The organism is Gordonia aichiensis NBRC 108223, assembly GCF_000332975.1.
Classification (GTDB): Bacteria; Actinomycetota; Actinomycetes; order Mycobacteriales; family Mycobacteriaceae; genus Gordonia; species Gordonia aichiensis.
In genome coordinates this window covers 116,951-140,992 of sequence record NZ_BANR01000007.1, presented here as the reverse complement: position 1 = coordinate 140,992, position 24,042 = coordinate 116,951, and the positions used below count along the sequence as shown (strand labels likewise).

General features: G+C 65.8%; 20 protein-coding genes. 7 read left to right on the top strand and 13 right to left on the bottom strand.

Translation table 11 applies throughout. The features are described from left to right. Nucleotides 1-11: 11 nt before the first annotated feature. The 3 genes from GOACH_RS10845 to GOACH_RS10835 are packed head-to-tail and all read right to left on the bottom strand — an operon-like array spanning nucleotide 12 to nucleotide 3,012. Nucleotides 12-674 carry a response regulator gene (locus GOACH_RS10845; RefSeq protein WP_005174462.1) on the bottom strand — a complete coding sequence of 221 codons (663 nt, stop codon included), beginning with the start codon at nucleotides 672-674 and terminating at the stop codon, nucleotides 12-14. Next, nucleotides 671-1,921, bottom strand: coding sequence for a sensor histidine kinase (locus GOACH_RS10840; RefSeq protein WP_005174460.1), 1,251 nt, complete (start codon nucleotides 1,919-1,921; stop codon nucleotides 671-673). The genes GOACH_RS10845 and GOACH_RS10840 overlap by 4 nt, the downstream gene beginning before the upstream one ends. Before the next feature lie 11 nt (nucleotides 1,922-1,932). Then, on the bottom strand, nucleotides 1,933-3,012 hold the full coding sequence (locus tag GOACH_RS10835) for a DUF418 domain-containing protein (RefSeq protein WP_157227662.1): 1,080 nt from the start codon (nucleotides 3,010-3,012) through the stop codon (nucleotides 1,933-1,935). Between the two features lie 186 nt (nucleotides 3,013-3,198). On the opposite strand from GOACH_RS10835, the gene pruA reads away from it, so the two are divergent. Both pruA and GOACH_RS10825 read left to right on the top strand, forming a co-directional pair. Further along, nucleotides 3,199-4,842, top strand: coding sequence for an L-glutamate gamma-semialdehyde dehydrogenase (pruA, locus tag GOACH_RS10830; RefSeq protein ID WP_005174456.1), 1,644 nt, complete (start codon nucleotides 3,199-3,201; stop codon nucleotides 4,840-4,842). Nucleotides 4,843-4,845: 3 nt separating this feature from the next. Then, a complete protein-coding gene (locus GOACH_RS10825; protein ID WP_005174453.1) occupies nucleotides 4,846-5,796 on the top strand; it encodes a proline dehydrogenase family protein in 951 nt (316 codons plus the stop codon). Between the two features lie 10 nt (nucleotides 5,797-5,806). Here the strand turns inward: GOACH_RS10825 and GOACH_RS10820 are convergent, their stop codons facing one another. After that, nucleotides 5,807-6,358, bottom strand: a complete 552-nt coding sequence (locus tag GOACH_RS10820) for a hypothetical protein (protein ID WP_005174450.1) — start codon at nucleotides 6,356-6,358, stop codon at nucleotides 5,807-5,809. A gap of 158 nt (nucleotides 6,359-6,516) precedes the next feature. Here GOACH_RS10820 and GOACH_RS10815 point away from each other — a divergent pair, with 158 nt between their 5' ends. Beyond that, nucleotides 6,517-7,845, top strand: a complete 1,329-nt coding sequence (locus GOACH_RS10815) for a hypothetical protein (RefSeq protein ID WP_005174448.1) — start codon at nucleotides 6,517-6,519, stop codon at nucleotides 7,843-7,845. Nucleotides 7,846-7,861: 16 nt separating this feature from the next. On the opposite strand, the gene GOACH_RS10810 is transcribed toward GOACH_RS10815, so the two are convergent. The 5 genes from GOACH_RS10810 to GOACH_RS10790 all read right to left on the bottom strand — a co-directional run bounded on the left by GOACH_RS10810 (nucleotide 7,862) and on the right by GOACH_RS10790 (nucleotide 12,807). Beyond that, nucleotides 7,862-9,463 (bottom strand): AAA family ATPase, encoded by a 1,602-nt coding sequence (locus GOACH_RS10810; RefSeq protein WP_005174447.1) that lies wholly within the window; start codon nucleotides 9,461-9,463, stop codon nucleotides 7,862-7,864. A gap of 68 nt (nucleotides 9,464-9,531) precedes the next feature. Continuing rightward, nucleotides 9,532-10,410, bottom strand: coding sequence for a catechol 1,2-dioxygenase (gene catA, locus GOACH_RS10805; protein WP_005174445.1), 879 nt, complete (start codon nucleotides 10,408-10,410; stop codon nucleotides 9,532-9,534). 63 nt (nucleotides 10,411-10,473) lie between these two features. After that, nucleotides 10,474-10,758, bottom strand: a complete 285-nt coding sequence (gene catC / locus GOACH_RS10800; protein WP_005174442.1) for a muconolactone Delta-isomerase — start codon at nucleotides 10,756-10,758, stop codon at nucleotides 10,474-10,476. A gap of 16 nt (nucleotides 10,759-10,774) precedes the next feature. Next, on the bottom strand, nucleotides 10,775-11,878 hold the full coding sequence (locus tag GOACH_RS10795; protein WP_005174438.1) for a mandelate racemase/muconate lactonizing enzyme family protein: 1,104 nt from the start codon (nucleotides 11,876-11,878) through the stop codon (nucleotides 10,775-10,777). 8 nt (nucleotides 11,879-11,886) lie between these two features. Then, nucleotides 11,887-12,807 carry a LysR family transcriptional regulator gene (locus tag GOACH_RS10790; protein ID WP_005174435.1) on the bottom strand — a complete coding sequence of 307 codons (921 nt, stop codon included), beginning with the start codon at nucleotides 12,805-12,807 and terminating at the stop codon, nucleotides 11,887-11,889. A 259-nt stretch (nucleotides 12,808-13,066) separates the two neighbouring features. Between GOACH_RS10790 and benA the strand changes: the two genes are divergently transcribed. The 4 genes from benA to GOACH_RS10770 all read left to right on the top strand — a co-directional run bounded on the left by benA (nucleotide 13,067) and on the right by GOACH_RS10770 (nucleotide 20,494). After that, nucleotides 13,067-14,470 carry a benzoate 1,2-dioxygenase large subunit gene (benA, locus tag GOACH_RS10785; protein ID WP_005174433.1) on the top strand — a complete coding sequence of 468 codons (1,404 nt, stop codon included), beginning with the start codon at nucleotides 13,067-13,069 and terminating at the stop codon, nucleotides 14,468-14,470. Between the two features lie 30 nt (nucleotides 14,471-14,500). Continuing rightward, entirely contained in the window at nucleotides 14,501-15,055 is a 555-nt protein-coding gene (gene benB, locus GOACH_RS10780; RefSeq protein WP_005174432.1) for a benzoate 1,2-dioxygenase small subunit, read from the top strand. Between the two features lie 100 nt (nucleotides 15,056-15,155). Further along, the gene (benC, locus tag GOACH_RS10775; protein WP_005174431.1) at nucleotides 15,156-17,933 is read left to right on the top strand and encodes a benzoate 1,2-dioxygenase electron transfer component BenC; all 2,778 of its coding nucleotides are present in this window, start codon (nucleotides 15,156-15,158) and stop codon (nucleotides 17,931-17,933) included. Between the two features lie 41 nt (nucleotides 17,934-17,974). Next, complete coding sequence (locus tag GOACH_RS10770) at nucleotides 17,975-20,494, top strand: helix-turn-helix transcriptional regulator (RefSeq protein WP_005174429.1); 2,520 nt, start codon at nucleotides 17,975-17,977, stop codon at nucleotides 20,492-20,494. A 20-nt stretch (nucleotides 20,495-20,514) separates the two neighbouring features. Here GOACH_RS10770 and GOACH_RS10765 read toward each other — a convergent pair whose 3' ends face one another. The 4 genes from GOACH_RS10765 to GOACH_RS10750 are packed head-to-tail and all read right to left on the bottom strand — an operon-like array spanning nucleotide 20,515 to nucleotide 23,964. Further along, on the bottom strand, nucleotides 20,515-21,156 hold the full coding sequence (locus GOACH_RS10765; RefSeq protein ID WP_005174427.1) for a 3-oxoacid CoA-transferase subunit B: 642 nt from the start codon (nucleotides 21,154-21,156) through the stop codon (nucleotides 20,515-20,517). Then, entirely contained in the window at nucleotides 21,153-21,971 is an 819-nt protein-coding gene (locus GOACH_RS10760; protein WP_005174425.1) for a CoA transferase subunit A, read from the bottom strand. The genes GOACH_RS10765 and GOACH_RS10760 overlap by 4 nt, the downstream gene beginning before the upstream one ends. After that, nucleotides 21,968-22,744, bottom strand: coding sequence for a 3-oxoadipate enol-lactonase (gene pcaD, locus GOACH_RS10755; protein WP_005174423.1), 777 nt, complete (start codon nucleotides 22,742-22,744; stop codon nucleotides 21,968-21,970). The genes GOACH_RS10760 and pcaD overlap by 4 nt, the downstream gene beginning before the upstream one ends. Further along, nucleotides 22,741-23,964: an acetyl-CoA C-acetyltransferase gene (locus GOACH_RS10750; RefSeq protein ID WP_005174421.1), complete on the bottom strand. Its 1,224-nt coding sequence runs from the start codon at nucleotides 23,962-23,964 to the stop codon at nucleotides 22,741-22,743. Before GOACH_RS10750 ends, pcaD begins: the two co-directional genes overlap by 4 nt. Between the last annotated feature and the right edge of the window lie 78 nt (nucleotides 23,965-24,042).

Genomic DNA, 24,042 nt, shown 5'->3' with positions numbered 1-24,042 from the left:
GCCGGCGAGCGTCACCGACGGTCGTCGGCCATCACGCCCGCTGCCCACATCGCCGCGGCGATCTCGACACGGTTGCGCGCCTGCAGACGACGGGCGACGTTGGTGACATGGGTCTTGACCGTACCCAGCGAGATGACCAGCCGCTCGGCCAATTCGGCATTCGTCGCACCACCGGCGACCAACACGGCGATCTCGCGCTCACGTTCGGTGAGGGTGGCGACGAGTTCGGCAGCCGCCTCGTCGACACGGCCGCGTGCACTGTGCCGCGCAAGGAGATCCACCGTGAGCTCGGGGCTCACCAGCGCATCTCCCGCCGCTGCCGCACGCACAGCGGCAACGAGCAGCGACGGTCCGGAGTCCTTCAGCAGGAATCCCGAAGCCCCGGCCGCCAGCGCCGCGTCCACGTAGGCCGGATCGCCGAACGTCGTCACGATGACGACCTGTGTCCCGGCGTCGGCATGCCGAACGCGTCTGCAGACCTCGATCCCGTCGAGCGTCGGCATCCGGATGTCGAGCAACGCGACGTCGGGGCGCTCGGCACCGATCGTCGACAACGCCGACACACCGTCGCCCGCCTCTCCGACCACCTCGATGTCGGGCTGGGCGCTGAGGATCATCGAGAATCCGGTGCGGACCATCTCCTGGTCGTCGGCGACCACCACACGGATGCTCATCGGCGCTCTCCTCGTCCGACATCGTCCCGCGACGCACCCACACCACGCGGTTGTAGCGCGTTGGGGGCTGTGGCCTGCGGTATGGACGCGGTGACCGTCCAGCCGTCGGCGTCAGGTCCCGCCTCCAGCGAACCACCCACTGCGGCAAGGCGTTCACGTAGTCCCGCGAGGCCGCTGCCCGAGCCGGCCAGCCTGGTGTCATGCCCGACACGGGCCGACGACGAATTGTGCACGCGCACCACGAGGCTCGACGCCGAAACCGCGCCATCGGGTCCGATATCGATCGACACCGACGACGCCGTACTCGCATGCCTGCGGATGTTGGTCAACGATTCGGCGAGCACCCTGTGCACCACGAGCCGCACCGTGTCCGACGCCAGCGCAAGAGCATGCTCGTCGATCGCCTTGTCGACTGAACACTCTGTGGTGGAGTCGAATTCGTCGACAAGCCGCGGGATCGAGCCGGAGTCCGCTCCACCGGGCGCGGTGATCGGCCGATCCATCTCGGCGGGATCGCGCAGCGTCTGCACCATCGCCCGGATATCGGTGAGCGCACGACGGGCGCTGCCCTCGATCTTTGCCAGGATCTCGGTGTCGCCCGCACCTGCCATCTGACCCGCCTGCGCCAGAACTGCGATGCCTGCGACCTCGTGAGCTATCACGTCATGGAGTTCCATGGCCATTCTCGCCCTTTCAGATTCCCGGGTGCTCGCGACCGCGTGGGTCACCCTCGCGTGCGATGCGCGCGTGCGTAGGCCTACAGCGACCGCGACCGCCAGCGCCACGACGGTCGCCACCAGGAAGACGGGGTCATAGGGCTCGTCGGTATCGACCGGCAGCGACGGGATGACCGCGAGCAGTATCGACGCGCCGATCACGACGCCGTCGGCCACCGAACCCGCGACGGTGATGGCCTGATAGACGATCCACACGACCACCCAGATCGCCCCAGCGGGCCACACCGCGCCGCCCTTCCAACCCGGGAGTGCGGGAAGGAGCAGACCGACCAGTATCGCAGCGCCGAACGCGGCCAGACCCGCGGCGACGTACCGTGGTCGGCCCCCCGACTCGATCACCGCATACGAGCTCACACACCCCACCAGCCCGACCAGCACGACCACCGCTGCGCCGACGACTTCAGCGACTCCGAACCCGCGGAACTGCTCAATCGCGAGCAGCGAGCCGAGCACCGCCGGAATGCCGATGGCGACGTACCGTGCCGTTCGCCGGGATCGAGTGGTGAGCATCAGGCCGTATCCTACTGAGCCGCAGTGGGCGTCGCGTGGATCACGGTCGGCGGCGTCGTGTCGGACGCGGCGGGGCCGGCGTTCTCGAGAGTCGGCACCGCGTGCGATCCGCGTCCGCTGTCACGGCGCATCGGCGGGATGGTCCGCCATGTCACCGCTCGCACGCACCATTCGAGCGGTCCGTTGACGAAGTGGTTGAGCCAGAGCCGACTCGCGAACGATTGCACGATGATCACCGCGACGCCGATGAGCACGGCGGGCCAGACCGACCATGCGCCCCGGAGATCGACGACGAGGGTCGTGGCCAACAGCACAGCACTCGCGGTCACGTAGTTCGTCAGTGCCATCCGGCCGAGCGGAGTGAACACCGCGGACAGGACCGCACGCACGTGGCGCGACTGCCAGAGCGCGGCGAGCACACAGGTGTAGGCGATCGCCATGGCCAGGCCTGCACGCGTGCCGTCGATCGTGAAGCGGGGGTCGGTATTCGGGTCGCTGACGTACTGCCTGAATGCCAGAGCCGACGACGCCGCGATCGCCACGACGAGAGCGGGCCAGATCCAGCGCGACCCTCGGTCGACGGCCGCAGCCGCCCCGACACCGGCCACCCCCATACCGAGCAACATCAATCCGGGCAGCGAATCGAGGCCACCACCGACGAAGCCGAACGAGACACCGGTCAGAACCGCGCCGACGACAAGCGAGATCCACGGCGACAACCACACTGCGCAGGGCACGAGTACCGCCCCGACGATCGCGGACTCCCGCAAGATGTCCCCGCTGTAGAGAAGTGAATGCAGCACACCGATCGCGCCGAGCGCGACCATGCGCAACAGCAGGGCCGACCAACCCGCCCGACCGCGGCGTCGAGCGCCGTCGGCGATGAACCACATCGTTGCGCCGAAGAGGATCGCGAAGATCGGTACGAATCGACACTGGACGCCGAAGTCGAGAAACATCCGTCCGTCCATGTAGTGCGACGACGCCACATGATCATCGCCGACTCTCGTGATGTCGCAGGCGTTCACGCCGATGATGCCCAGCAGCGCGACGCCGCGGAGCATGTCCAGGAACTCATATCGTTGCTTCATGCGATTCATGGTCGGCGAGGCGCCCCCTCACCGGCCTCAGCCGAAAGTCGGATCTCGCGTGCACGGAGTCGACCGTTCGGCCACGGCGTCAGACCGCCCTCCGCTTGTCCGTTCGAACGACTCGACCCAGCATTTCTTGGCAGATTGGCCATAGAATTCGTCCTGTTGTCGCGTTGAACTGGGACAATGGATGCGATCACCACACCCCCACGCCCGATCAACGAGCCGGTGCACACCTACGCCCCCGGCACCCCCGAACGCACACGAGTCGTGAACGAACTCGCCAGGCAGGCATCCGGTGAGCCGACCGAGCTGCCACACGTCATCGGTGGGTCCGCGCACATCGGCGACGGCGACCGCGTCGACGTCGTGCAACCGCATGCCCATCGCGAGGTCCTGGGCACGATGACCAACGCCACCCACGACGATGCGCGCGCCGCCGTCGACGCCGCGCTCGCGGCGCGAGACTCGTGGGCCCACACAACCTTCGACGAACGCGCGGCGATCCTCCTGCGCGCAGCCGATCTACTGAGCGGTCCGTGGCGAGAGAGGATCGCTGCAGCGACGATGCTCGGACAGTCCAAGTCCGTGCAACAGGCCGAGATAGACGCCCCATGCGAACTCGTCGACTTCTGGCGATTCAACGTCGACTTCGCGCGCGAAATCCTCGCCGAGCAACCCGCCTCGTCGGCCGGGGTGTGGAACCGGCTCGACCATCGCCCGCTCGACGGCTTCGTCTACGCCATCACCCCCTTCAACTTCACCGCCATCGCAGGGAATCTCCCGACAGCGCCGATGCTGATGGGCAACACCGTGGTCTGGAAACCCTCGCCCACCCAGGCCTACTCGGCCTACCTGACGATGACGCTCCTGGAAGCAGCCGGACTGCCCGCGGGTGTGATCAACCTGGTCAACGGTGACGGACGTGCCGTGTCCGACGTCGCACTCTCCGACGAGAATCTCGCGGGCATCCACTTCACCGGCTCCACCGGCACCTTCCAGCACCTGTGGCGGCAGGTCGGCACACACATCGACCGGTACCGCAACTACCCGCGACTCGTCGGCGAGACCGGTGGCAAGGACTTTGTCGTCGCGCACGCCTCCGCCGATCCCGACGTGCTGCGCGCCGCACTCATCCGCGGCGCATTCGAGTATCAGGGACAGAAGTGTTCGGCGGCGTCACGCGCATATATCGCGCGGTCGGTATGGGACGTCATGGGAGACGACTTTCTCAGCGAGGCAGCAGATCTGCGCTACGGAGACGTGCGTGACCTGTCCAACTTCGGCGGCGCAGTGATCGACCGGAGGGCCTTCGACAAGCAGGTCGCGGCGATCGATCGCGCGAAAACCGTCGCATCGATGACCGTCGCGGTCGGCGGCCACTGCGATGACACCGACGGCTACTTCGTACGCCCGACGGTCCTGCTCGGCGACGACCCGTCCGACGAGGCCTTCTCGACGGAGTACTTCGGGCCGATCCTGTCGGTCCACGTCTACGACGACGCGGATTTCGATTCCATGCTGCGCCTGGTGGATTCGACCGCGCGCTATGCACTCACCGGATCCATCATCGCGAACGACATCGCCGCGGTGACCACGGCATCGGACGGGCTGCGCAACGCCGCGGGCAACTTCTACATCAACGACAAGCCGACCGGTGCGGTTGTCGGTCAGCAACCGTTCGGTGGTGCACGAGCGTCGGGCACCAACGACAAGGCGGGGTCGAAGGCCAACCTGATGCGCTGGACGTCGACGCGCACCATCAAGGAAACCTTTGTACCGCCGACGGATTCGTCGTATCCGCACATGACGACAGAGGCAGGTGAGTAGACGATGAGTACACTCTTCGATTCCGTTCTGCGCCCGGTGATCACGCGCGCAGCAGCCAGCGATCGGATCAAGGCGACGTCACAACGACTGCCGATCACCGAGCGCGTTGTCGATCGTTTCGTCGCGGGTGAGAACGAGTCCGATGTACTCGGCGCGATCACGACCGCGCTAGACAGCGGACTGTCGGTGACCGTCGACCACCTCGGCGAGGACACCACAGCGGAGTCGCAGGCGTCTGCGACGGTGGCGGCATATATGTCTCTCATCCAGCAGATGTCGGCGTTCACCACCCCACCGGGAACACTCGAGGTGTCGCTGAAACTGACTGCTCTCGGACAGTGTCTTCCCCGGCACGGGCGCAAGATAGCCGAGGAGAACGCGCACACCATCTGTGGCGCCGCCGCAGCCGCAGGCGTGCTGGTGACCGTCGACGCCGAGGATCACGGGACGGTCGACGAACGGCTGGACATCGTTCGCACTCTCCGCGCCGACTATCCCGACCTGGGGACGGTTCTACAGGCATATCTGCGCCGTACCGAGGACGATTGCCGCGAGTTCGCGGCGTCCGGCGCTCGCATCCGGCTGTGTAAGGGCGCCTACGCCGAGCCGGCCTCGGTCGCCTATCCCGACCGCAGCATGATCGATGAAGCATATCTGCGCTGCCTGCGAATCCTGATGAAGGGCAACGGTTATCCCATGGTCGCCAGCCATGATCCGACGATGATCGACGCCACTCAGCTCATGGCCGTCGAGTTCGGCCGAGACTCGGGCAGTTGGGAACACCAGATGCTCTACGGCATCCGTACCGACGAGCAACGACGCCTCGCGGCACGCGGTTCAGCGGTCCGTGTGTACATCCCCTACGGCCAGGAGTGGTACGGCTACTTTGTTCGACGCCTCGCCGAGAAGCCCGCGAACCTGGGCTTCTTCCTACGCGCGCTGACGTCGGGGTAACACGAACGGGTCACCGTAACGGTTGTGCGCGCTTGACCTGCTCTGCCGCGCGGTCGGCGTCGAGTTCGACGTCGCTGACGATTGTCGCGGCACCCAGCCGTAGGGTTCCCGACGTCAACGGTTGCGCTCGCAGACCGCCACGACCGATCAGTGCCTTGCGGACACCGTCGCCTGCCATCGCGTCCATCCACGAGCACGGGTGCGCCGGACGTCCGCCGCGGAAACGCACCAGGCCGTCGCCAGTGTCGATGCCGAACTCCCGCCCCCGCAGCGGGTCGAGTTCGAGGCCCCGCACCACCACATTCCGTCGCGCGACGATCGGGTCGGCCCCACCCGCTGCCGCCTCCCACGCCTCCAGCGCCAGGAACGTCACAGCGGCCTCGGTGTGCGCACGTACACCGAAGAACCGATCACCGCGAATCCCCTTGTCGGCCACGACCTCAACCGCCTCGGGACTATCGGTTACCACGTCGGCCGCTGGGCCGTCCTTGGGTCGCCCGAAGTAGGCGTGGGCAGGCGAGACGACGAATGTCACGATCTCGACGTCGTACCTGAATTCCATGTCCTCCAGGCTAGCGACGTGAATTCTCTCAGCAACCGAACAGCTCGTACACACGGACCGGGCGATCTCGCTTCCTACGCTGTGTGATCGGGCGACCGTCGCCCGTCGTGTGGTGACGAACCCACGACTGCACAGGCATTGCGGCAGCGAGGTACAGGGTGAACAGAAGGCAGTTCCTGACGGGGGCGTTGAGCGCGGGTGCGCTGACGGTTGTCGCGGCAGCCTGCTCATCCGAGCCGGCGCCAACCAGCCGTGCTCGAGGAGCAACCGCGATCACGCAGGTCTTCGGCGATGGTCAGAAGCTGATCGCGGTCGCGGTGGAGTACGACATCGACATCGAGTCGACTTCGCTCAGCACATCGTCGTATTCGGTGCCCGGTCGCACGATCACCAGGGTGTACACGAATAGCGCACCAGCGGTTATCGCCACGCCTGTGGTCGGCCGCTACGTGATCGTCGAGATGTCATCCGCAGATGCAAACGCGTTGCTCTGGGGAGACCCTCAATCGACCACCCGGTCGTCAAAGTCCACCGCACCACAGAACCAGACACAGTCCGGGCCACCCCAGGGATCGAGCGCGAAACCCGTCATCCGGTCTGCCGCGGCAACGGTGAGACAAACCCGTGCGATTCGCACGGTCTCGGGTACCACGTATCCCGCAGCGGGTACTGCAATGAGGACCAGCGCGAGTGTCGACCCGCTTGTCGACCTCTTCGAACAGAAGTCGTTCTCCGACCCGGAGAATGGCCAGGTACTGAAGTACAACCTGTTTGTTCCACGGAACTACTCGCCGACACGTAGCTACCCGCTCGTGCTGTTCATGCATGACGCCAGTGTCGTGGGGGCCGATGTGAAAGGCCCGCTGGTCCAGGGGCTCGGGGCCGTCTGTTGGGCTTCTCCGGACGATCAAGCACGACACGAATGTTTCGTTCTCGCACCCCAGTACGATTCCGTTGTGTTGTCGGACGACTACATACCAGGGCCGTTGTTCGACACGACCGTTAACCTCGTCCACGAACTGACCCGCCGCTACTCGATCGATCCGAAACGCCTACACGCCACGGGCCAATCAATGGGGGCCATGATGACCCTCGGGATGAACATCAAGCATCCCGACCTCTTCGCGAGCTCGTACGTCGTCGCAGGGCAATGGCCTGCCGAGCAGTCGGCTCCACTGGCGCGCAAGCGTTTCTGGGTCACAGTGTCACAGGGAGACACGAAGGCCTACCCCACCGAGAACTCGATCATGAGCGCGCTCGAGCAGCAGGGGGCACAGGTGACCCGCGCCACGTGGGACGGCCGAGCATCACAACAGCAGTTCTCGACCCAGGTGTCCGAAGTCACCGAGCACAACACATCGATCAACTATGTCTCGTTCCTCGCGGGCACCGTACCCGCGACCGGTGGTGGGGCATCCGAGCACATGGGCACCTGGCGCGTTGCCTACAGCATCCCGGGTATCCGTGACTGGGTGCTCACGAGCTGAGATGGCGCACGGGCCACTACCGTTGAGCGCGCTCAGATTTCGGCACATAGTGCAACCCTCGGAACACCGCGCTGCTGGCGAACACCGATGCGTCGAGCTCGACACCGCGGTGCCGAGCCATGCGCAGTGCCAGACGCAGCAGCATCTTGACGTCCCGCGGCGTGATGTCGGGGAAGCCGCCGACGAGGTCGTCGAGCAGATCCTCGCCGAGGATGACGTCGTTTCCGGCGGCGAGGATCTGCCAGACCTGCCGCGCATCCTTGGGGCCGGGTGGCGCGTAGGAGATGATCGCCGCGCACCGCGCGAGGATTGCCTCGTCGACACCGTCGATGCGGTTGGTGGTGAGGAACAGCAGGCCGTCGAAGTACTCCAGGGTGCGCAGGAACTCGGCGACAATCGCGTTCTGGGCCAGGTCGAGTCCCCGCTCCATGACGAAGACGTCCGCCTCGTCGAGCAGGAGCACGGCGTCCCATCTCTTCGCGCGATCGAAGATCACCTCGAGGTTCTTCCGCACCAATTCTGCTGTGATGCCCAGTGATCCGGAGTGGATCGAGTAGAGCGGGCGTCCAGTGACCTCCGCATACACCTCGGCGGTCAGCGTCTTTCCCACGCCCGGCCGCCCCTTGGCGAGAATCACGTTGCCTGCCGACTTCCCGTCGATGATGTCCCCGGTGAACACCGAGATGTCGGTGGTGAGGATGTTCAACAGTTCGCGCTGATCATCGGGCAGGACGAGTTTGTCCTGCAGGTGGACGTCGTAGACGTACTCGGTGAGGTCGGCGGTGTTGACGTCGAGGAAGTCCTGCGCACCGAGGTCGAATACGCGGACCGCCGTGATCACCGGCACCGGACCGAAATCGTCTCCGCCGTACCGACCGTCGAAGAGGACCGACGCGGCAACCATTCGGAGCGGTGCGATCTCGTCGGGCGCGACGTCGTGCACCACCTTGCGGTTCTCACGCGAGTTCGACGAGCGGTAGTCGTCGGTACGAATAACCCTGCCGCTGAACGTGTACTGCTGTCCGAAGCCGGTGTCGATGATGTGCTGGTACCGGTCTCGTCGCGCCTGGTACTCGGCTCTGAGATCGGGGCTTTCCTTGTAGGCACCGCCCGCGAGCAGGACATCGGCCGGAGCCTTGCCGACTACCTCGGTGTCGTCGAAGTAGAGGACTCGGGGCTTGCGCGAAGGTCGTTTCACGGTGGCGTTGTCGGCTTCCATCGTGAACTTGATCCGGGGACCATGGGTGCGGTCGCCGTGTTCGAGCACGATATCCATGACAAGGTAGGGATGGAGATATCCGTCAGACTCGCGGACATACAGCCAACCGTCGATCATCTCGTGCCGGAGAAAAGTACGGAAGATCTCGACGGCGGCGTCGAGGTGCGGGATGCGCGGGAAGTCGCCCGAGCGCGCCGCCACGATCGCTCCGACCGCCCGCGAGAACGACTCCTCCCCCGCCGCGTCGGCCGTGTCGATCAGGTCCCGCAGGGCGTCATCGCTGAGATCGCGATCGGTGATGGCGATCTCAGGCGACCGCCATGAGGTCGCCTGACCGCGGACCCGCGCCAGGTCGTCCGACGACGTGTTGGCGACAAGTGTTGTCGGGGCTACCAGCATGGTCATCCTCCCGTGTTCGTCGATCGGGCGCCCGACGCGCCGGACGCCCGATCTCTGAGCGGCTGAACTCAGGCCTCGGGATCGAGGACGAAGTCGTACTTCACGGCGACCCCACCCTCAACCGGCTGCGGGTCGAGCATCAGTTCGGGCTTGACGGCCGAGGCGATGTCGTCGTCGTTGTGCGGGTCGCCCGGGAAGTACAACTGGGTGGTGATCAACTGATAACCAGGGGCGCTCACCTTGAAGTGCAGGTGCGCAGGCCGCCACGCGTGCCACCCGGCGGCCTCGATGAGCTGACCGCACGCGCCGTCGGTGGGGATCTGGTACGGCGCAGGCTGCAGGCTGTGGATCTCGAATCGGCCCTGGTCGTCGGCGATCCAGGTGCCACGCAGATTCCACTCCGGCAGGCCCGGTGCGAACTGCGAGTAGAAGCCGAGATCATCTGCGTGCCAGAGTTCGAGCGTGGCGCCCGACAGCGGCGTGCCGTCGACGGCGCGCACCTGTCCGGAGAACACCATCGGGGTTCCCGGCTCGTCCTCGCGCATCGGAATCGTCCCATTCCAGGGCAATTCGGGCGATCCCTCGATGTAGTACGGGCCCTCGATGGTGCCCTTGCTGCCCTCGCGGTGCTCGTTGGCGACCTCCTCAACCGAGTGCTCGAGCCAGACGTCGAGGAACAGGGGCCACTCGCCGTCTTCGCCCACGCGGATCAGCCATGCCTTGAGAGCGTTGTATTCCTCGTAGCTCACGCGGTCTTCGAGGATGATGTCGTTGAGCGCCTTCACTGCTTTGCTGGCCAGGTAGTTGACACGCTCGGTGTCGACGACGCCCGCCCGTGATCCGCTGGTGGTCATGCGTTCCCGGAATCGGGCCGAGGCATTGGCGCCCGACTCGGCGGCCTTCGCCGTGACCTCTTCGTTGAAACTGGCGTCGACGGTGTTCGTCATGATGGGTACTCCTTCTTGCTGGGCTGGAAAACTGTGTGGCTGAAGGCTGCGCTGCTGGTCCGGTCAGCCCGCGGCGATATCTGAGGGGTGGGTGGCCAGTGGCGTCACCCGGATCGTCATGTAGGGGAACAACGGGAGCCCGGACAGGATGGCGTGCAGCTCGTCATTGTCGGCGACGTCGAAGATGGAGATGTTGGAGTACTCGCCGACGATCCGCCAGATGTGCGGCCAGATCCCCTTGCGTTGCAGCTCTTGCGAATACGCCTTCTCGCGCGCAATCGTATCGGCCCGGACATCGGGGTCGAGGTCGTGCGGGATGTCGACGTCCATACGTACGTGGAAGAGCATCGTTCGGTCTCTCCTGTCAGCGGTCGAGTCGGTAGTGGGCGAGCTTGTCGGCGTCGATCTCGACGCCGATGCCCGGCGCTTCGGAGCGGTGCAGCACGCCGTCGGAGATTCGCAGCGGTTCGGCCAACAGGTCGTCGCTCATGTCGAGGAAGTTCGACAGCTCCCCCGCCTGTCGCGAGGTCAACTCGAAAGCGGTGCCGAAGGCGAGTGTGCATGCGGTACCGACCTGTCCGTCGATCTGGTTTCCCATCACCACCTCGAGGCCGAGCCCTTCTGCGAGGTGGTGGGCGCGTCGCGATCGCGTGAAACCCATTCGTGCCGTTTTGATGCTGATGGCCGTTGCCGATCCGCCGAGCACCTCGCGCGTGATGTCGGCGGGCTCTGGCACGGACTCGTCGGCGATGAACGGGACGTCGAGACGTTCGACGAGCCAGCGCCGGCCCTGCACATCGTCTGCGGGGCAGAGCTCTTCGGCGAAGAGCAGCCCCAGATCAGCCATCTCCGTCATGGCGCGCATCGACTCCGATGCCGACCATCCTCTGTTTCCGTCCACGTACAGGTCGATGGAGTCGCCGAAGCTCTCCCGCAGTGCGCGTACGACCGCGGTGTCCAACGAAGCCGGGTGTCGGCCGACCTTCACCTTGAACGTGCTGATGCCGTAGGTGTCCCGCATACGGGCGGCCTCGGCGACCATCACCGACGGCTCGTCGAATCCGAGCATATGACTCACGCGCATCCGGTCTGTGTAACCGCCGAGCAGGTCGGCGACCGGGTAGCCGAGTATTTTGCCGAGCGCGTCCCACACGGCCATGTCGATCGCCGACTTCGCTGTCGGGTTGCCGACCGTACGGGCGAGCCGCTCGCCGATGACCTCGCGCTCGAGCAAGGTCAGACCAACGAGCTGTGGTGCGAATACCTTGTCGATGACAGCGACGATGCCGTCCTGGGTCTCGCCGTAGGTGAATGGTCGGGGCGGTGCCTCGGCGACGCCGACGACGCCGTCGTCGGTATGCACCCGCACGAGCACGTGCTCGGCTGCGTGGACCTCGCCGGAGGCAAAGCGCAGCGGCTTGGTGTACGGGATCGCGAACGGAATCGCCTCGATCGCAGTGATTTTCATGTGTGTCCTTATGTCGAGAGTTCGGTGAGCGGGGACGGCAGGAGATCAGCAACTCCGAAGGCGTCGGCGATCACCTCGGACACCGAGGCCACGAGCGGATTGGCGTCGTCCGAACGCCACGCGAGCGCGACCTCGATGGAACCCGCGTCTGCGATGTCGCGGATGACCACGCCTGCCGATTGCAGCGCACGCACCGAACCGGGAAGCACCGCGACGCCGAGTCCCGCGGCGACGAGCGCGAGCAGGACAGGTGTTCCCGAAGCGTCGTGTGCACGTTGCGGAACGAAATCCGCAGTCCGGCAGGCGCGTAGCACGGCGTCGTTGACGGCGGAATCACGACTGTCGTACATGACGAACGGCTCGCTCCGCAGGTCCTGCAGCGCCACAACCGGTTCGGATGCCAGGCGGTGGTCACTGGACACGGCGAGCACGAGTGGTTCGACGTCGATGGTGCGTACCTCGATACCGTCACCGGCGACCGGGGGGCGGAGCAGCCCCAGATCGATGTCACCGGCTACGAGAGCGTCGCGCTGCGTCGGGGTCAGCATGTCGGCCGAGATGGCGAGCTCGACGTCGGGCAACTGCTGTTTGAGTGCGCGGGCGATCCTCGGCAGATGGGAGAAGGCCCCGATGCCGGTCAACCCGAGCCGCACCACACCGCTGCGGCCCGCAGCGATGCGCCGGACCTCGTCGACGCAGCCGTCGACGTCGGCGAGAATCCGACTCGCCTCGGCCCGGAAATACTCGCCGGCAGGTGTCAGCGAGACCTGCCGGGTCGTCCTGGTCAGCAGTGTGACGTCGAGTTCGGCTTCGAGTTGCCGGATCGCGTACGACAGCGCGGGTTGGGCAACGTGCAACGAGGCCGCGGCCTGTCCGAAGTGGCACGTGTCGGCGACGGCCGCGAAGTAGCGGAGGTGACGCAGTTCCATCGTCGACGCTCCTTCCGTACCCGATACCTGCGATGCATGGCGAGCGATGTCCGCATCACTGTGTCGATCCAGATGTGATCACTGCCACGTTCACTCACCACGGTAGAAGCCGAATACATACATGACAAGGACTCAGATTCGGTTGATTGATCACTTTTGTCGATCAATACGACGCTGAGTCAGGACTGGCAATTGCCCTAGTGTGACCGAGCGCACGTCCTGCGAGAGTCGACGTACAGCCCACATCAGGAGGACAACGATGACACTCGCAGATCATCCGGCATCGACGACGAGTACCGACGACCACGTGCGCGGCATTCTCGCCGACGCCATCGTCGACGACCGCGATGCCGGTGTGTACCGCGCGAATCGCCGGATCTTCACCGACGAGGAGATCTTCGAGCTGGAGATGCGCCACATCTTCGAGGGCAACTGGATCTACCTCGCGCACGAGAGTCAGGTGGCACGGCCGGGCGACTACTTCACCACCTACATCGGAAGGCAACCCGTCGTCATCACCCGCAGCAAGGACGGCGAACTGCACTGCCTCATCAACGCGTGCGCGCACCGTGGGGCGATGATCTGCCGACGCAAAACCGACAACCGGATGACACTGACGTGCCCGTTCCACGGCTGGACCTTCCGCAACGATGGCACGCTGCTGAAGGTCAAGGACCCCGACGGCGCGGGCTATCCGGACACCTTCGACGTCGAGGGCTCACACAATCTGACCGCGGTGGCCCGGTTCGAGAGTTACCGCGGCTTTCTCTTCGGCAGCCTCAACGACGACGTTCTGCCACTGTCGGAGCACCTCGGCGACACGCGAGCAGTGATCGACATGCTCGTCGACCAGTCCCCCGAAGGCCTCGAGGTGCTTCGGGGATCGTCAACCTACACCTACGACGGCAACTGGAAGGTGCAGGCGGAGAACGGCGCAGACGGCTACCACGTGACGGCCACGCACTGGAACTACGCCGCGACCACGTCGCGCCGCAACACCGGGGAGTCGAAGAACGACACCAAGGCGCTCGATGCGGGCGGCTGGGGCAAATCCGGTGGCGGTTACTGGTCGTTCCCGCACGGCCACCTGTGCTTGTGGACCTGGGCGGCCAACCCACAGGACCGGCCCCTCTGGGACAAGATGGACGACCTCAAACGCGAATTCGGCGACGCCAAGGGCGAATTCATGGTCAAGGGATCACGCAACCTGTGCCTGTACCCGAATGTCTATCTGATGGATCAGTTCTCGACCCAGATCCGGCACTTCCGGCCAATCGCCCCGGACAAGACCGAGGTCACCATCTATTGCATCGCCCCGAAGGGTGAGAGCGACGACGCCCGAGCGCATCGAATTCGCCAGTACGAGGACTTCTTCAATGCCTCGGGTATGGCCACTCCCGACGACCTCGAGGAGTTCCGATCCTGCCAACTGACCTTCCGCGCCACCGCGGCACCGTGGAATGACATGAGTCGTGGTGCACAGCATTGGCTTTCAGGACCCGACCCGGTGGCCGAGAGCCTCGGCATGACCGGGGTCGTCTCCGCCGGGGTGAAGAACGAGGACGAGGGCTTGTACCCGATCCAGCACGGGTACTGGCTAAAGACCATGCGCGCGGCCATCGACAACGATGCCGACGACACGCATTCCGTTGCGCAGCAGTAACGACCGCCACCGAGCCAGAAGGACTGTGACATGACCACATCAGCGACGTCGGCGGCCGACATCAGTGCCGCCGACCTCACCCCCGACACGGACAAGCTCATCACGCAGAACATGATCGAGCAGTTCCTCTACCGCGAAGCCCGCTACCTCGACGACCGCGAGTTCGAGAAGTGGCTCGACTGCTACGCCGACGACGTCGAGTACTGGATGCCCGCATGGGACGACGATGACCGACTCGTCGAGAATCCGCAGCGCGAGATCTCGCTCATCTACTACGCCAACAAGGGCGGTCTCGAGGACCGCGTCTTCCGTATCCGGACCGAACGGTCGTCGGCCACCTCGATTCCCGAGCCCCGGACGTCACACAACATCACCAACGTCGAGGTCATCGAGCGTCGCGGCGACCTCGTGGATGTCCGATTCAATTGGCACACCATGTATTTCCGCTATCACACGATCGACCCGTACTACGGAACCTCGTTCTACACCATCGACTTCTCCGGAGAGTCGCCACTGATCCGCCGAAAGACTGTGGTGCTCAAGAACGACTACATCCACCACGTGGTGGACGTCTACCACTTCTGAAGGCGATACCGATGACACTCACCCCGGACACACACATCCCGGGCACCCACACCCCGGACACACCGTCGCCGAGCCGGCCGCTGCGGGGCCGACGCATCAGGTGGCTCTGACATTCGAGGACGGGGTCACGCGATTCATCACCTGCCGCGAGGATCAGACGGTGGCCGACGCCTCGTACCGGCAGCGCATCAACATCCCGCTCGACTGCCGCGACGGTGCATGCGGAACGTGCAAGGCATTCTGTGAGTCCGGCGACTACGACGGCGGCACCTACATCGACGACGCGCTCTCGGAATCGGAATGCGCGGACGGGTTCGCATTGCCGTGCTGTATGAAGCCCCAGTCGGATCTGGTGCTCCAGATAGCTGCGACCTCCGACATCGCCAAGACCGCTGCCGGCGAGTTCACCGGCACCATCGTCGATCTGGAGCGGCTCTCGTCGTCGACGATGCGCCTGACCATCGCGATCCCCAACCGTGCGGATCTGGCCTTTCTGCCCGGCCAGTACGTGAACATCGCGGTGCCGGGGACACAGTCCCCCGACAGTACACACACCGGCGGCTCGGACGCCACGGTGCGTCGGTCCTACTCGTTTGCCAACGGTCCGCACGACGAGCAGCTGGTCTTCCTCATCAAGCTGACGCCGGGCGGTGTGATGTCGGACTACCTCACCGAACGAGCGACACGCGGCGACGAGATCACCTTCACCGGCCCGCACGGGTCGTTCTTCCTCCGCGAATCGGCACGACCGGTTCTGCTTCTCGCAGGCGGAACCGGATTGGCGCCGATCCTGTCGATGCTCCGGAAGATGCTCGACGACAACACGTCCCGCAAGGTACACCTCATCTACGGAGTGTCGACCGACACCGATCTGGTGGCCCTCGACGACATCGAGTTCTACGCGCGCGAACTGTCGGGGTTCACCTGGGATCACTGTGTGTCCGACCCGAAGACCACCGCGACCAACAACGGTTACGTGATGAGTCTCATCCGCCCGGAGCACCTCTACGACGGCGACGTCGCCATCTACCTGTGCGGCCCACCACCGATGGTCGAATCCGTGCGCACACACGTCGCCGATGCGGGCATCGAACCGGTCGGCTTCTACTACGAGAAGTTCGCACTTGCCGTGCCCGCGCCGACCATCCCGGCGGAACCGGTTGTCCGCGAAACGGATTCCATGCCGATGGATTCCTCGTTACGCCTGACGCCTGCGCGCGAGCACGAGATCATCGAGGCCGCAGATGCTCGCGCCGTCGCCGGGCAGGAGGTGCTCGCACCCACCGAACTGACAGCCCTATCCGGGCAGGGCACATCGGTCGACGACGCCGGAGCGATCAGACGTGTCGCAGGCCAACAGGTCTGGCCCGGTGCGCAGGCATCGCCAACACTGCCGACGCTCACCTCCGGCGGCGCCACACCGCTCGACCCCGACGGCGTCACACTGCTCGCCTCCGGCGACTCCCGCTCGATCGCAGGACAATCCGTCTTCCCGCGGCGAGACGACAGCACCGACGTGGTCTCGCCACGGGTGACGGCCACCGACGCCGAACCGGCCCCGGTAGCCGCTTCAGGGCCGCCTACGCCGGCGACCGTGACGACCCAGGGCTACGAAATCGGTGAGGAACACCCAGGCATCCACGAGTCCGACGCGCTGTTCGAGGCGCGAGCAGCACTGGAACTGGGGGCGCTCGAGCTCACATTCGGCAGGATGACGAGTCGGCAACTCGCAGGTTACCGACTCCTCGCCGAGGCAACGGTGCCCTACGTCGAGGGCGAGAAGTTTGTCGACGCAGTCGAATACACCGAAACCAACGCGGCCTTCCACGACTACCTGTTCGGGCAGACCGGTAACGAGCATCTGCTCGCGGCCTACCAGGCCCTCGGGGTGAAGGGCCGTATGGGTGAGGTGCTGCGCAACGCCACGTGGTGCCATCCGCTGTGCGCGCAGGACCATCTCGACATCGTCGAGGCGTTCGCCTCGGGAGATCGCGACAGAGCGCGCGGTCTGATCGCCGTGCACGCCGACCGCTCCAAGCAGACGATGCGTCGTGCCATGGCCGACGAACTGACCCGTCGGCGGCCACGATTCGTCACTCCGGGCCGCTTCGCGGGCAAGGTGGTGGTCGTAACCGGCGCCGCGCAGGGCATCGGCGAGCACACCGCACGCCGGATCGGGGCGGAAGGTGGCGCGGTGGTCTGCGCCGACCGCGCCGAACTCGTCCACGACGTCGCGAACTCTCTCGCAGAGGACGGCATTCGTGCGGCCGGGGCCGTCGCCGACATGGAGACCTACGACGGCGCACGCACCGCCGTCGACAGCGCGATCGACGCGTTCGGGCGCGTGGACATCCTGATCAACAACGTCGGCGGAGCCATCAACTTCAAACCATTCACCGAGTTCGACGACGCCGAGATCCGTGCCGAGATCGATCGGTCGCTCATGACAACGTTGTTCGCATGCCGGGCTGCGTTGCCACCCATGGTCGCCGCAGGACACGGGGTGATCGTCAACGTCTCCTCCGCGGCCACCCGGGGGATACATCGCATCCCCTACTCGGCGGCCAAGGGCGGGGTCAACGCGATCACGGCATCGCTGGCGATGGAATACGCCGAGTACGGAATACGCGTGGCGGCAACAGCTCCAGGAGGAACTCAGGCTCCCCCGCGTCGGATCTCGCGTGGCACACCGACACCGCAGACCGACGTCGAACAACAGTGGTTCGACGCCCACATCGCACAGACCGAGGAGTCGTCGCTGATGAAGCGGTACGGCACTCTCGACGAGCAGGTCGCCGCCATCTGCTTCCTCGCATCCGACGAGGCGTCCTACATCACCGGAACGGTGCTCCCGGTCGCAGGCGGCGACCAGGGCTAGACATCGATGTTCCGCCGCGACCGCTCACCGCAGCGAATAGGATGGGCGAGGTGATCATCGAGGCCAGTTGCGTCGGCCGTGATCGGGAGATCGCCGAGATCCTCGCCCATGCTGCCGGAGGTGATCCCGCCCGGGGGCAACGCGTACTCGTCGTTGCCGGGCCCACCGGAATCGGTAAGAGCACAGTGCTGCGCCATGCCGTCCGACACGCCCAGCAGCAGGCCATCTCGCTGCGCGTGGTCGACGACGCCGATCGTCTCGACGCCGATGAGCTCGCCCGGGCGATGACAGACGATTCCGATCACCTGATCGTGCTCGGCGCGACCCGACGAACTCCGGAGATCGAGGCGCTGCTCGCCGATACGCTGCAACTCACCGGAATCGACCGGGCCGCTGTCGAGGAGCTGGGTTCTGCCCGCGGTTACGCCATGCATCCCACGGCCATTGAGCGACTCCTCGCACATACGGGCGGCAACCCCCGTGACGTCGTGGCTCTCTTCGATGAACTGCCCGCTGCCACGTGGGCACACGCGAACGCGGCACTGCCCGCACCACGCCACGTTCGAGATGCCGTCATCAAGGCCCTCGCCGGGTGTCGGGAGGACGTCCGACGTCTCATCGAGGCGGTCTGCATCCTCGACGAATCGGAACCGACAAGCACGGCAGTCGAATTGGCGGGCAGCCCGGACGCACTGGCGGCGATCGACGGCGCCCTCTCGAGCGGCCTCCTCGTCACCGACTTCGCACTCACCCCCGCCGATGCGCGACCCCGGCCCGTGACACCGACGATCCGTGCCGCGGTGATCGACACGATGGGACTACGCCGGGTAGCCGACCTGCATCGACGCGCAGCAGAACTGACTCCCGATGTTGCCCAACGGCTTCGACACCTTGTAGCGGCCACACCCACGACTGACGCCGCACTCGCCGACGAGGTAGCAGCGACCGCGGAGTCACTCGGCGCCGACGGCGCGTGGGCTCAGGCTGCCGAACTGTACCGACAGGCCGGACGGCTGACCGCCGACCCGATCACGCACGACGAACGCATCACGCTGTCGGTCGATGCGCTCCTTGCCGCAGGCGACTGCGTGGCCGCAGGTGCGTTGGTTCCGTCCGTGGAGATCTTGCGCGAGACTCCGCTTCGCGACGCAACCCTCGCCTATCTGGCCATCTTGCGGGGACGCTCCACCGAGGCGCAGGTTCGGCTGGAGCGTGCGTGGAGCATCGTGAACGCCGAGCGCGACCCCGAGGTCGCTGCCGTGATCGCGCAGCGCTGGGTACTTCATGACCTGGTTCGTTGCCGCGGAACCGAACTCGTCGACTGGTCGGATCGAGCCATCGCACTCGCCGGAGACACCTCGCCAGCGGGAATCGAGGCGGCGTGTATTCGCGGACTCGGGCTCGCCTGGTCCGGTCGCCCGGACGTGGCAAGTGCGACATACGAGTCGCTGGCGCAGCGCGTACGTTTCGGCGCGCAGGCCCAGCGCGTGACGATGGCGCGTGGTTGGCTGCGGCTGGGACTCGGCGATGTCGTCGCCGCACGCAGTCTCCTGGAGAGCGCGGTCTCGATGGCAGGACTCGGCGGGTCGAGTCGCATCTCGCTGTGGTCACTGAGTTGGCTTGCGCGCACACACTTTGTGACCGGTGAGTGGGACGCCGCGCTCCGCTTCGTCGACGAGGGCAGGCATCTGGCACAGACGAGCGGGATAGACCTCGTCACCGGACTACTCAATTGGACTGCCGCACAGATCCACTCACTCCGCGGTGACTGGCAGTCGGCGGACGCCGCCCTCAATGGGGCCGCATCGGTCGTCGGCGACTACGAGATGATCCGAGTGCCCCAGATGCTGACCAGGGCACACCTGGCCGAGGCGAGGGCCGACTACGCCGGTGTGATCCGAACGCTCGAACCACTACGGGATCTGGCCGAGCACACACCCGCCCTCGTCGAACCAGGGTGGTGGCCGTGGGTGGACGTTCTCGCGAACGCACTCGTGCTCAGCGGTCGCCACGACGACGCCGACGCACTGCTGACTCCCCACGAAGAGCGCGCGGCACAACGCGGTCACGGCCCGGCACAGGCACGTCTGCGCTACGCGAGAGGACGCTTTCTGGGCACGATCGGCGACATCCACGGCGCGCGTGTGGCTTTCGAGGAAGCACTCGGACTGATCAGCGGACTCCCACTGCGTTACGACGCCGCGCGGATCCACTTCGCCTACGGCCAGACCCTCCGCAGGTCGGGCAAGCGCCGAGAAGCCGACACCGTGATGGCGGTCGCACGGGAGATCTTCGCGTCGCTCGACGCGACCACCTACGTCGAGCGGTGCGACCGCGAGTTGAAGGCAGGCGGCCTCCACACGTCCCGGCCCGAGAGCAGCGACGTCGTCCTCACCCCACAGGAGGAGTCGGTGGCGGCGCTGGTCGCGCAAGGCTTGTCGAACCGTGAAGTGGCCGCAGAACTCTACATCTCGCCGAAGACCGTGCAGTATCACCTCACCCGCACCTACGCGAAGCTCGGGATCCGCTCACGCGCCGAGCTCGCCGCGCTCCGGCGGTAGGACTCGGCAGCGGCGAAGCCCTACGCCGTGGTCCGCGCCCGCAGCGGTGCGCCGGTCTTGGCCTCGACGTCGGAGAAGTCGACGCCGGGCGCGAGCTCGACGACGTCGAATCCCTCACCCGCGACGTCGAATACACCGAGGTCGGTGATGATCCGACTGACCACGGCACGTCCGGTCAGCGGTAGTGAACAGTCGGCGACGAGCTTCGGAGCGCCCTTCTTGGTGACGTGCTCCATGAGTACGATCACCTGGGCGGCGCCATTGACGAGATCCATTGCGCCCCCGATTCCCTTCACCATCGCTCCCGGGACCATCCAGTTCGCGAGGTCGCCGTTCATCGCGACCTGCATCCCGCCGAGCACGGCGACGTCGACGTGGCCACCGCGAATCATCGCGAAGCTGGTGGCCGAGTCGAAGAACGATGCGCCGGGCAGTGTCGACACGGTCTGCTTGCCCGCGTTGATGAGGTCGGGATCGACGTCCTCGTCGTAGGGGAACGGCCCGACACCGAGGATTCCGTTCTCCGCGTGCAGGGTGATGCCCGAGTCGTCGGGCATCTGGTCGGGAATCAGCGTGGGCAGTCCGATCCCGAGGTTGACGTAGTCGCCTGGTCGCAGCTCTTGTGCTGCGCGCGCGGCCATCTCGTTCCTGGTCCAGCTCATGATGCCATCTCTCCTGCGCCGACCGCCGCGGGATGCGGGCGGGTTGTACGGTGTTCGATTCCCTTGTCCTGCGCCTGCTGCGGAGTCAGTTCGACGACGCGCTGCACGAAGATCCCGGGGAGGTGCACCTCGTCGGGATCGAGTTCTCCCACCTCGACGACGCGTTCGGCCTCGACGATCGTGACGCGCCCGGCCATCCCCGCCGGCGGGTTGAAGTTCCGTGCGGCGGCGTGGAAGCAGCAGTTACCCGCGGTGTCCACGACAGCGGCCCTGATGAGTGCGTAGTCGGTGATGATCGACTCCTCGAGCACCATCTGCTTGCCGTGAAAGGTGCGTACCTCCTTGGGTTCTGATGCGAGCGCGACCGATCCGTCGGAGTTGTAGCGCCACGGTAGGCCACCCTCTTCGACGGGGGTGCCCACGCCTGTGGGCGTGTAGAACGCCCCGATACCGCTGCCGCCTGCGCGCATTCGCTCGGCGAGCGTGCCCTGAGGCGTGAGTTCGACGGTCACCTCACCGGCGAGGAACTGGCGGCCGAACTCCTTGTTCTCGCCGATGTAGGACGCGATGACCTTGTCGATCCGACGGGCTTCGAGCAGCAGACCGAGGCCTGCGCCGTCGACACCGCAATTGTTGGAGACGATGGTCAGTCCGCTCGCGCCCTGGGCGAGCAGCGCGTCGATGAGGAACTTGGGGATACCCGAGAGTCCGAAGCCGCCGACTGCGAGGCTCGCACCGTCGGGGATGTCGGCGACAGCGTCGGCGGCCGAATCGGCCACCTTGCTGTACCGCGCCGGATTGGTGGTGCTGGTCATGAGTGCTCCAGGTGTTTGATGAGGAGTGGGGTGATCTGTTGTGGCTGTTGCGCATTGGCGAGATGTGCGGCGTCCGCGACAACCTCGAGACGCGAGTCGGGCACGGCCTCGACGATCTCGGCGAGGCGGTCGGGCGGCGTCGCCGGGTCGTCGGCACCGGCCACCGCGAGAGTCGACGCCTTGATCGCGCTGAGATCGCCACGTACGTCTGCGCGTGCCAATGCCTCACAGCACCCGGCGTACCCCTCTGCCGGTGTATCGGCGATCATCGCCCGGTACCACGCGACCGTGTCGATATTGCGTTCGTCGGCAAGGTAGTCCGCGGTGAACCAGCGACCGATGATCGCGTCGGCGATCGCCGCGACCCCGTCCGCCCGCACGGTCGCAGCCCGGTCGAGCCATGGTGCAGGGGGCGCGAAACACGCTGAGGTGCACAGGAGTGCGAGGTTGTCGACGCGCTCGGGGTTGCGAATCGCCACCCGCATCGCGGTCAGCCCACCCAGCGACAGTCCGACGACGTGCGCCGATGCGATGTCGTGGCGATCGAGAGCGGAGACAAGGTCGTCGGCGAGATCGTCGATCGTGTAAGGGCCAGGAGGAACCGGCGACGCGCCGTGACCACGAGTGTCGTAGCGCAGCACCTGAAATCGCTCCTCGAGTGCCGTGAGTTGCGCGTCCCACATCCGATACGTCGAGCCCAGCGAGTTCGACAGGACCACCACGGGCGCACCGGGCCTGCCGGAGAGGTGCGTGGCGACGTCGACGGCGCTCATCGGGTTGCCTCGAAGATCGCGGCGATCCCCTGTCCGCCACCGATGCACATGGTCTCCAGTACGTACCGGGCGTCACGACGCCGCGCCTCGTGCGCGGCCGTCGCCAGGATACGACCGCCGGTGGCTCCGATCGGATGGCCCAGCGAGATACCCGAGCCGTTGGGGTTGAGCCGCTCGTCCTCGGCGTCGACCTTCCACTCGGCGAGCACCGCGAGCACCTGGGCCGCGAATGCTTCATTCAGTTCGATGAGGTCGATGTCGTCGAGCGTGAGATCGGCCCGCTCGAGCGCTGCCGCGGTGGCGCCGACGGGGCCGATTCCCATTGTCTCCGGGGCACATCCGGTGACGGCCCACGAACGCAGGGTGAGCATCGGATCGAGGCCACGACGCTCCGCTTCGGCACGCGTGGTGACGACACACATCGCTGCGCCGTCATTCTGACCGGAGGCGTTACCCGCCGTGACCGTCGACTCGGAGTCGATCCGCTGACGGATGGGACGGAGGCCTGCAAGGGATTCCACGCTGGCGTCGGCACGCGGATGCTCGTCCGCATCGACCGTCACGTCGGGCTTGCCGCGTCGTCCCGGCACCGTCACGGCGACAAGTTCGTCGTCGAATCGTCCCTCGCGCTGCGCAGCCACAGCGCGATGATGCGACCGGACCGCCAGTTCGTCCTGTTCGTCGCGCCCGATTCCGTACTCACGACGCAGGTTCTCGGCGGTCTCGATCATTCCGCCGGGCACGGGATGCGAGTCGCCACCCGCGGTCAGACGTCCACGTTCGAGTCGGTCCATCAGTTCGACGCCGCCTGCCCGTATGCCGGTCCGCAGGCCGAGTGCGTAGTGCTCGACGTTCGACATCGATTCCGCACCGCCGGCGACCACCAGGCTCGCGCCTCCCGTCGCAACCTGTGCGGCGCCATTGAGTATCGCCTGCAACCCCGAGCCACAGCGTCGGTCGACCTGCATCCCGGGCACCCCCACGCCCAACCCGGCGTCGAGTGCGGCGATCCTGCCCAGTGCCGGGGCTTCGCCGTTGGAGTACCCCTGACCCAGGATCACGTCGTCGATGTCACCCTCGCCGAGACCGGTCCTCGTCGTCAGTTCGCGCAGCAGCCCGGTGGCGAGGTCGGCAACCGACAGCGACGCGAGTGCGCCTCCCATCCGGCCGACCGGGGTGCGCAACGGAGAGCAGATCACGACATCTGTGGGAGCGTTCATACGACCAACCCTAAGAACCCCCGGCGATATTGAGAAGTATTCATTTGGGATCGACTAAGACTCGGTCAGTATCAATCC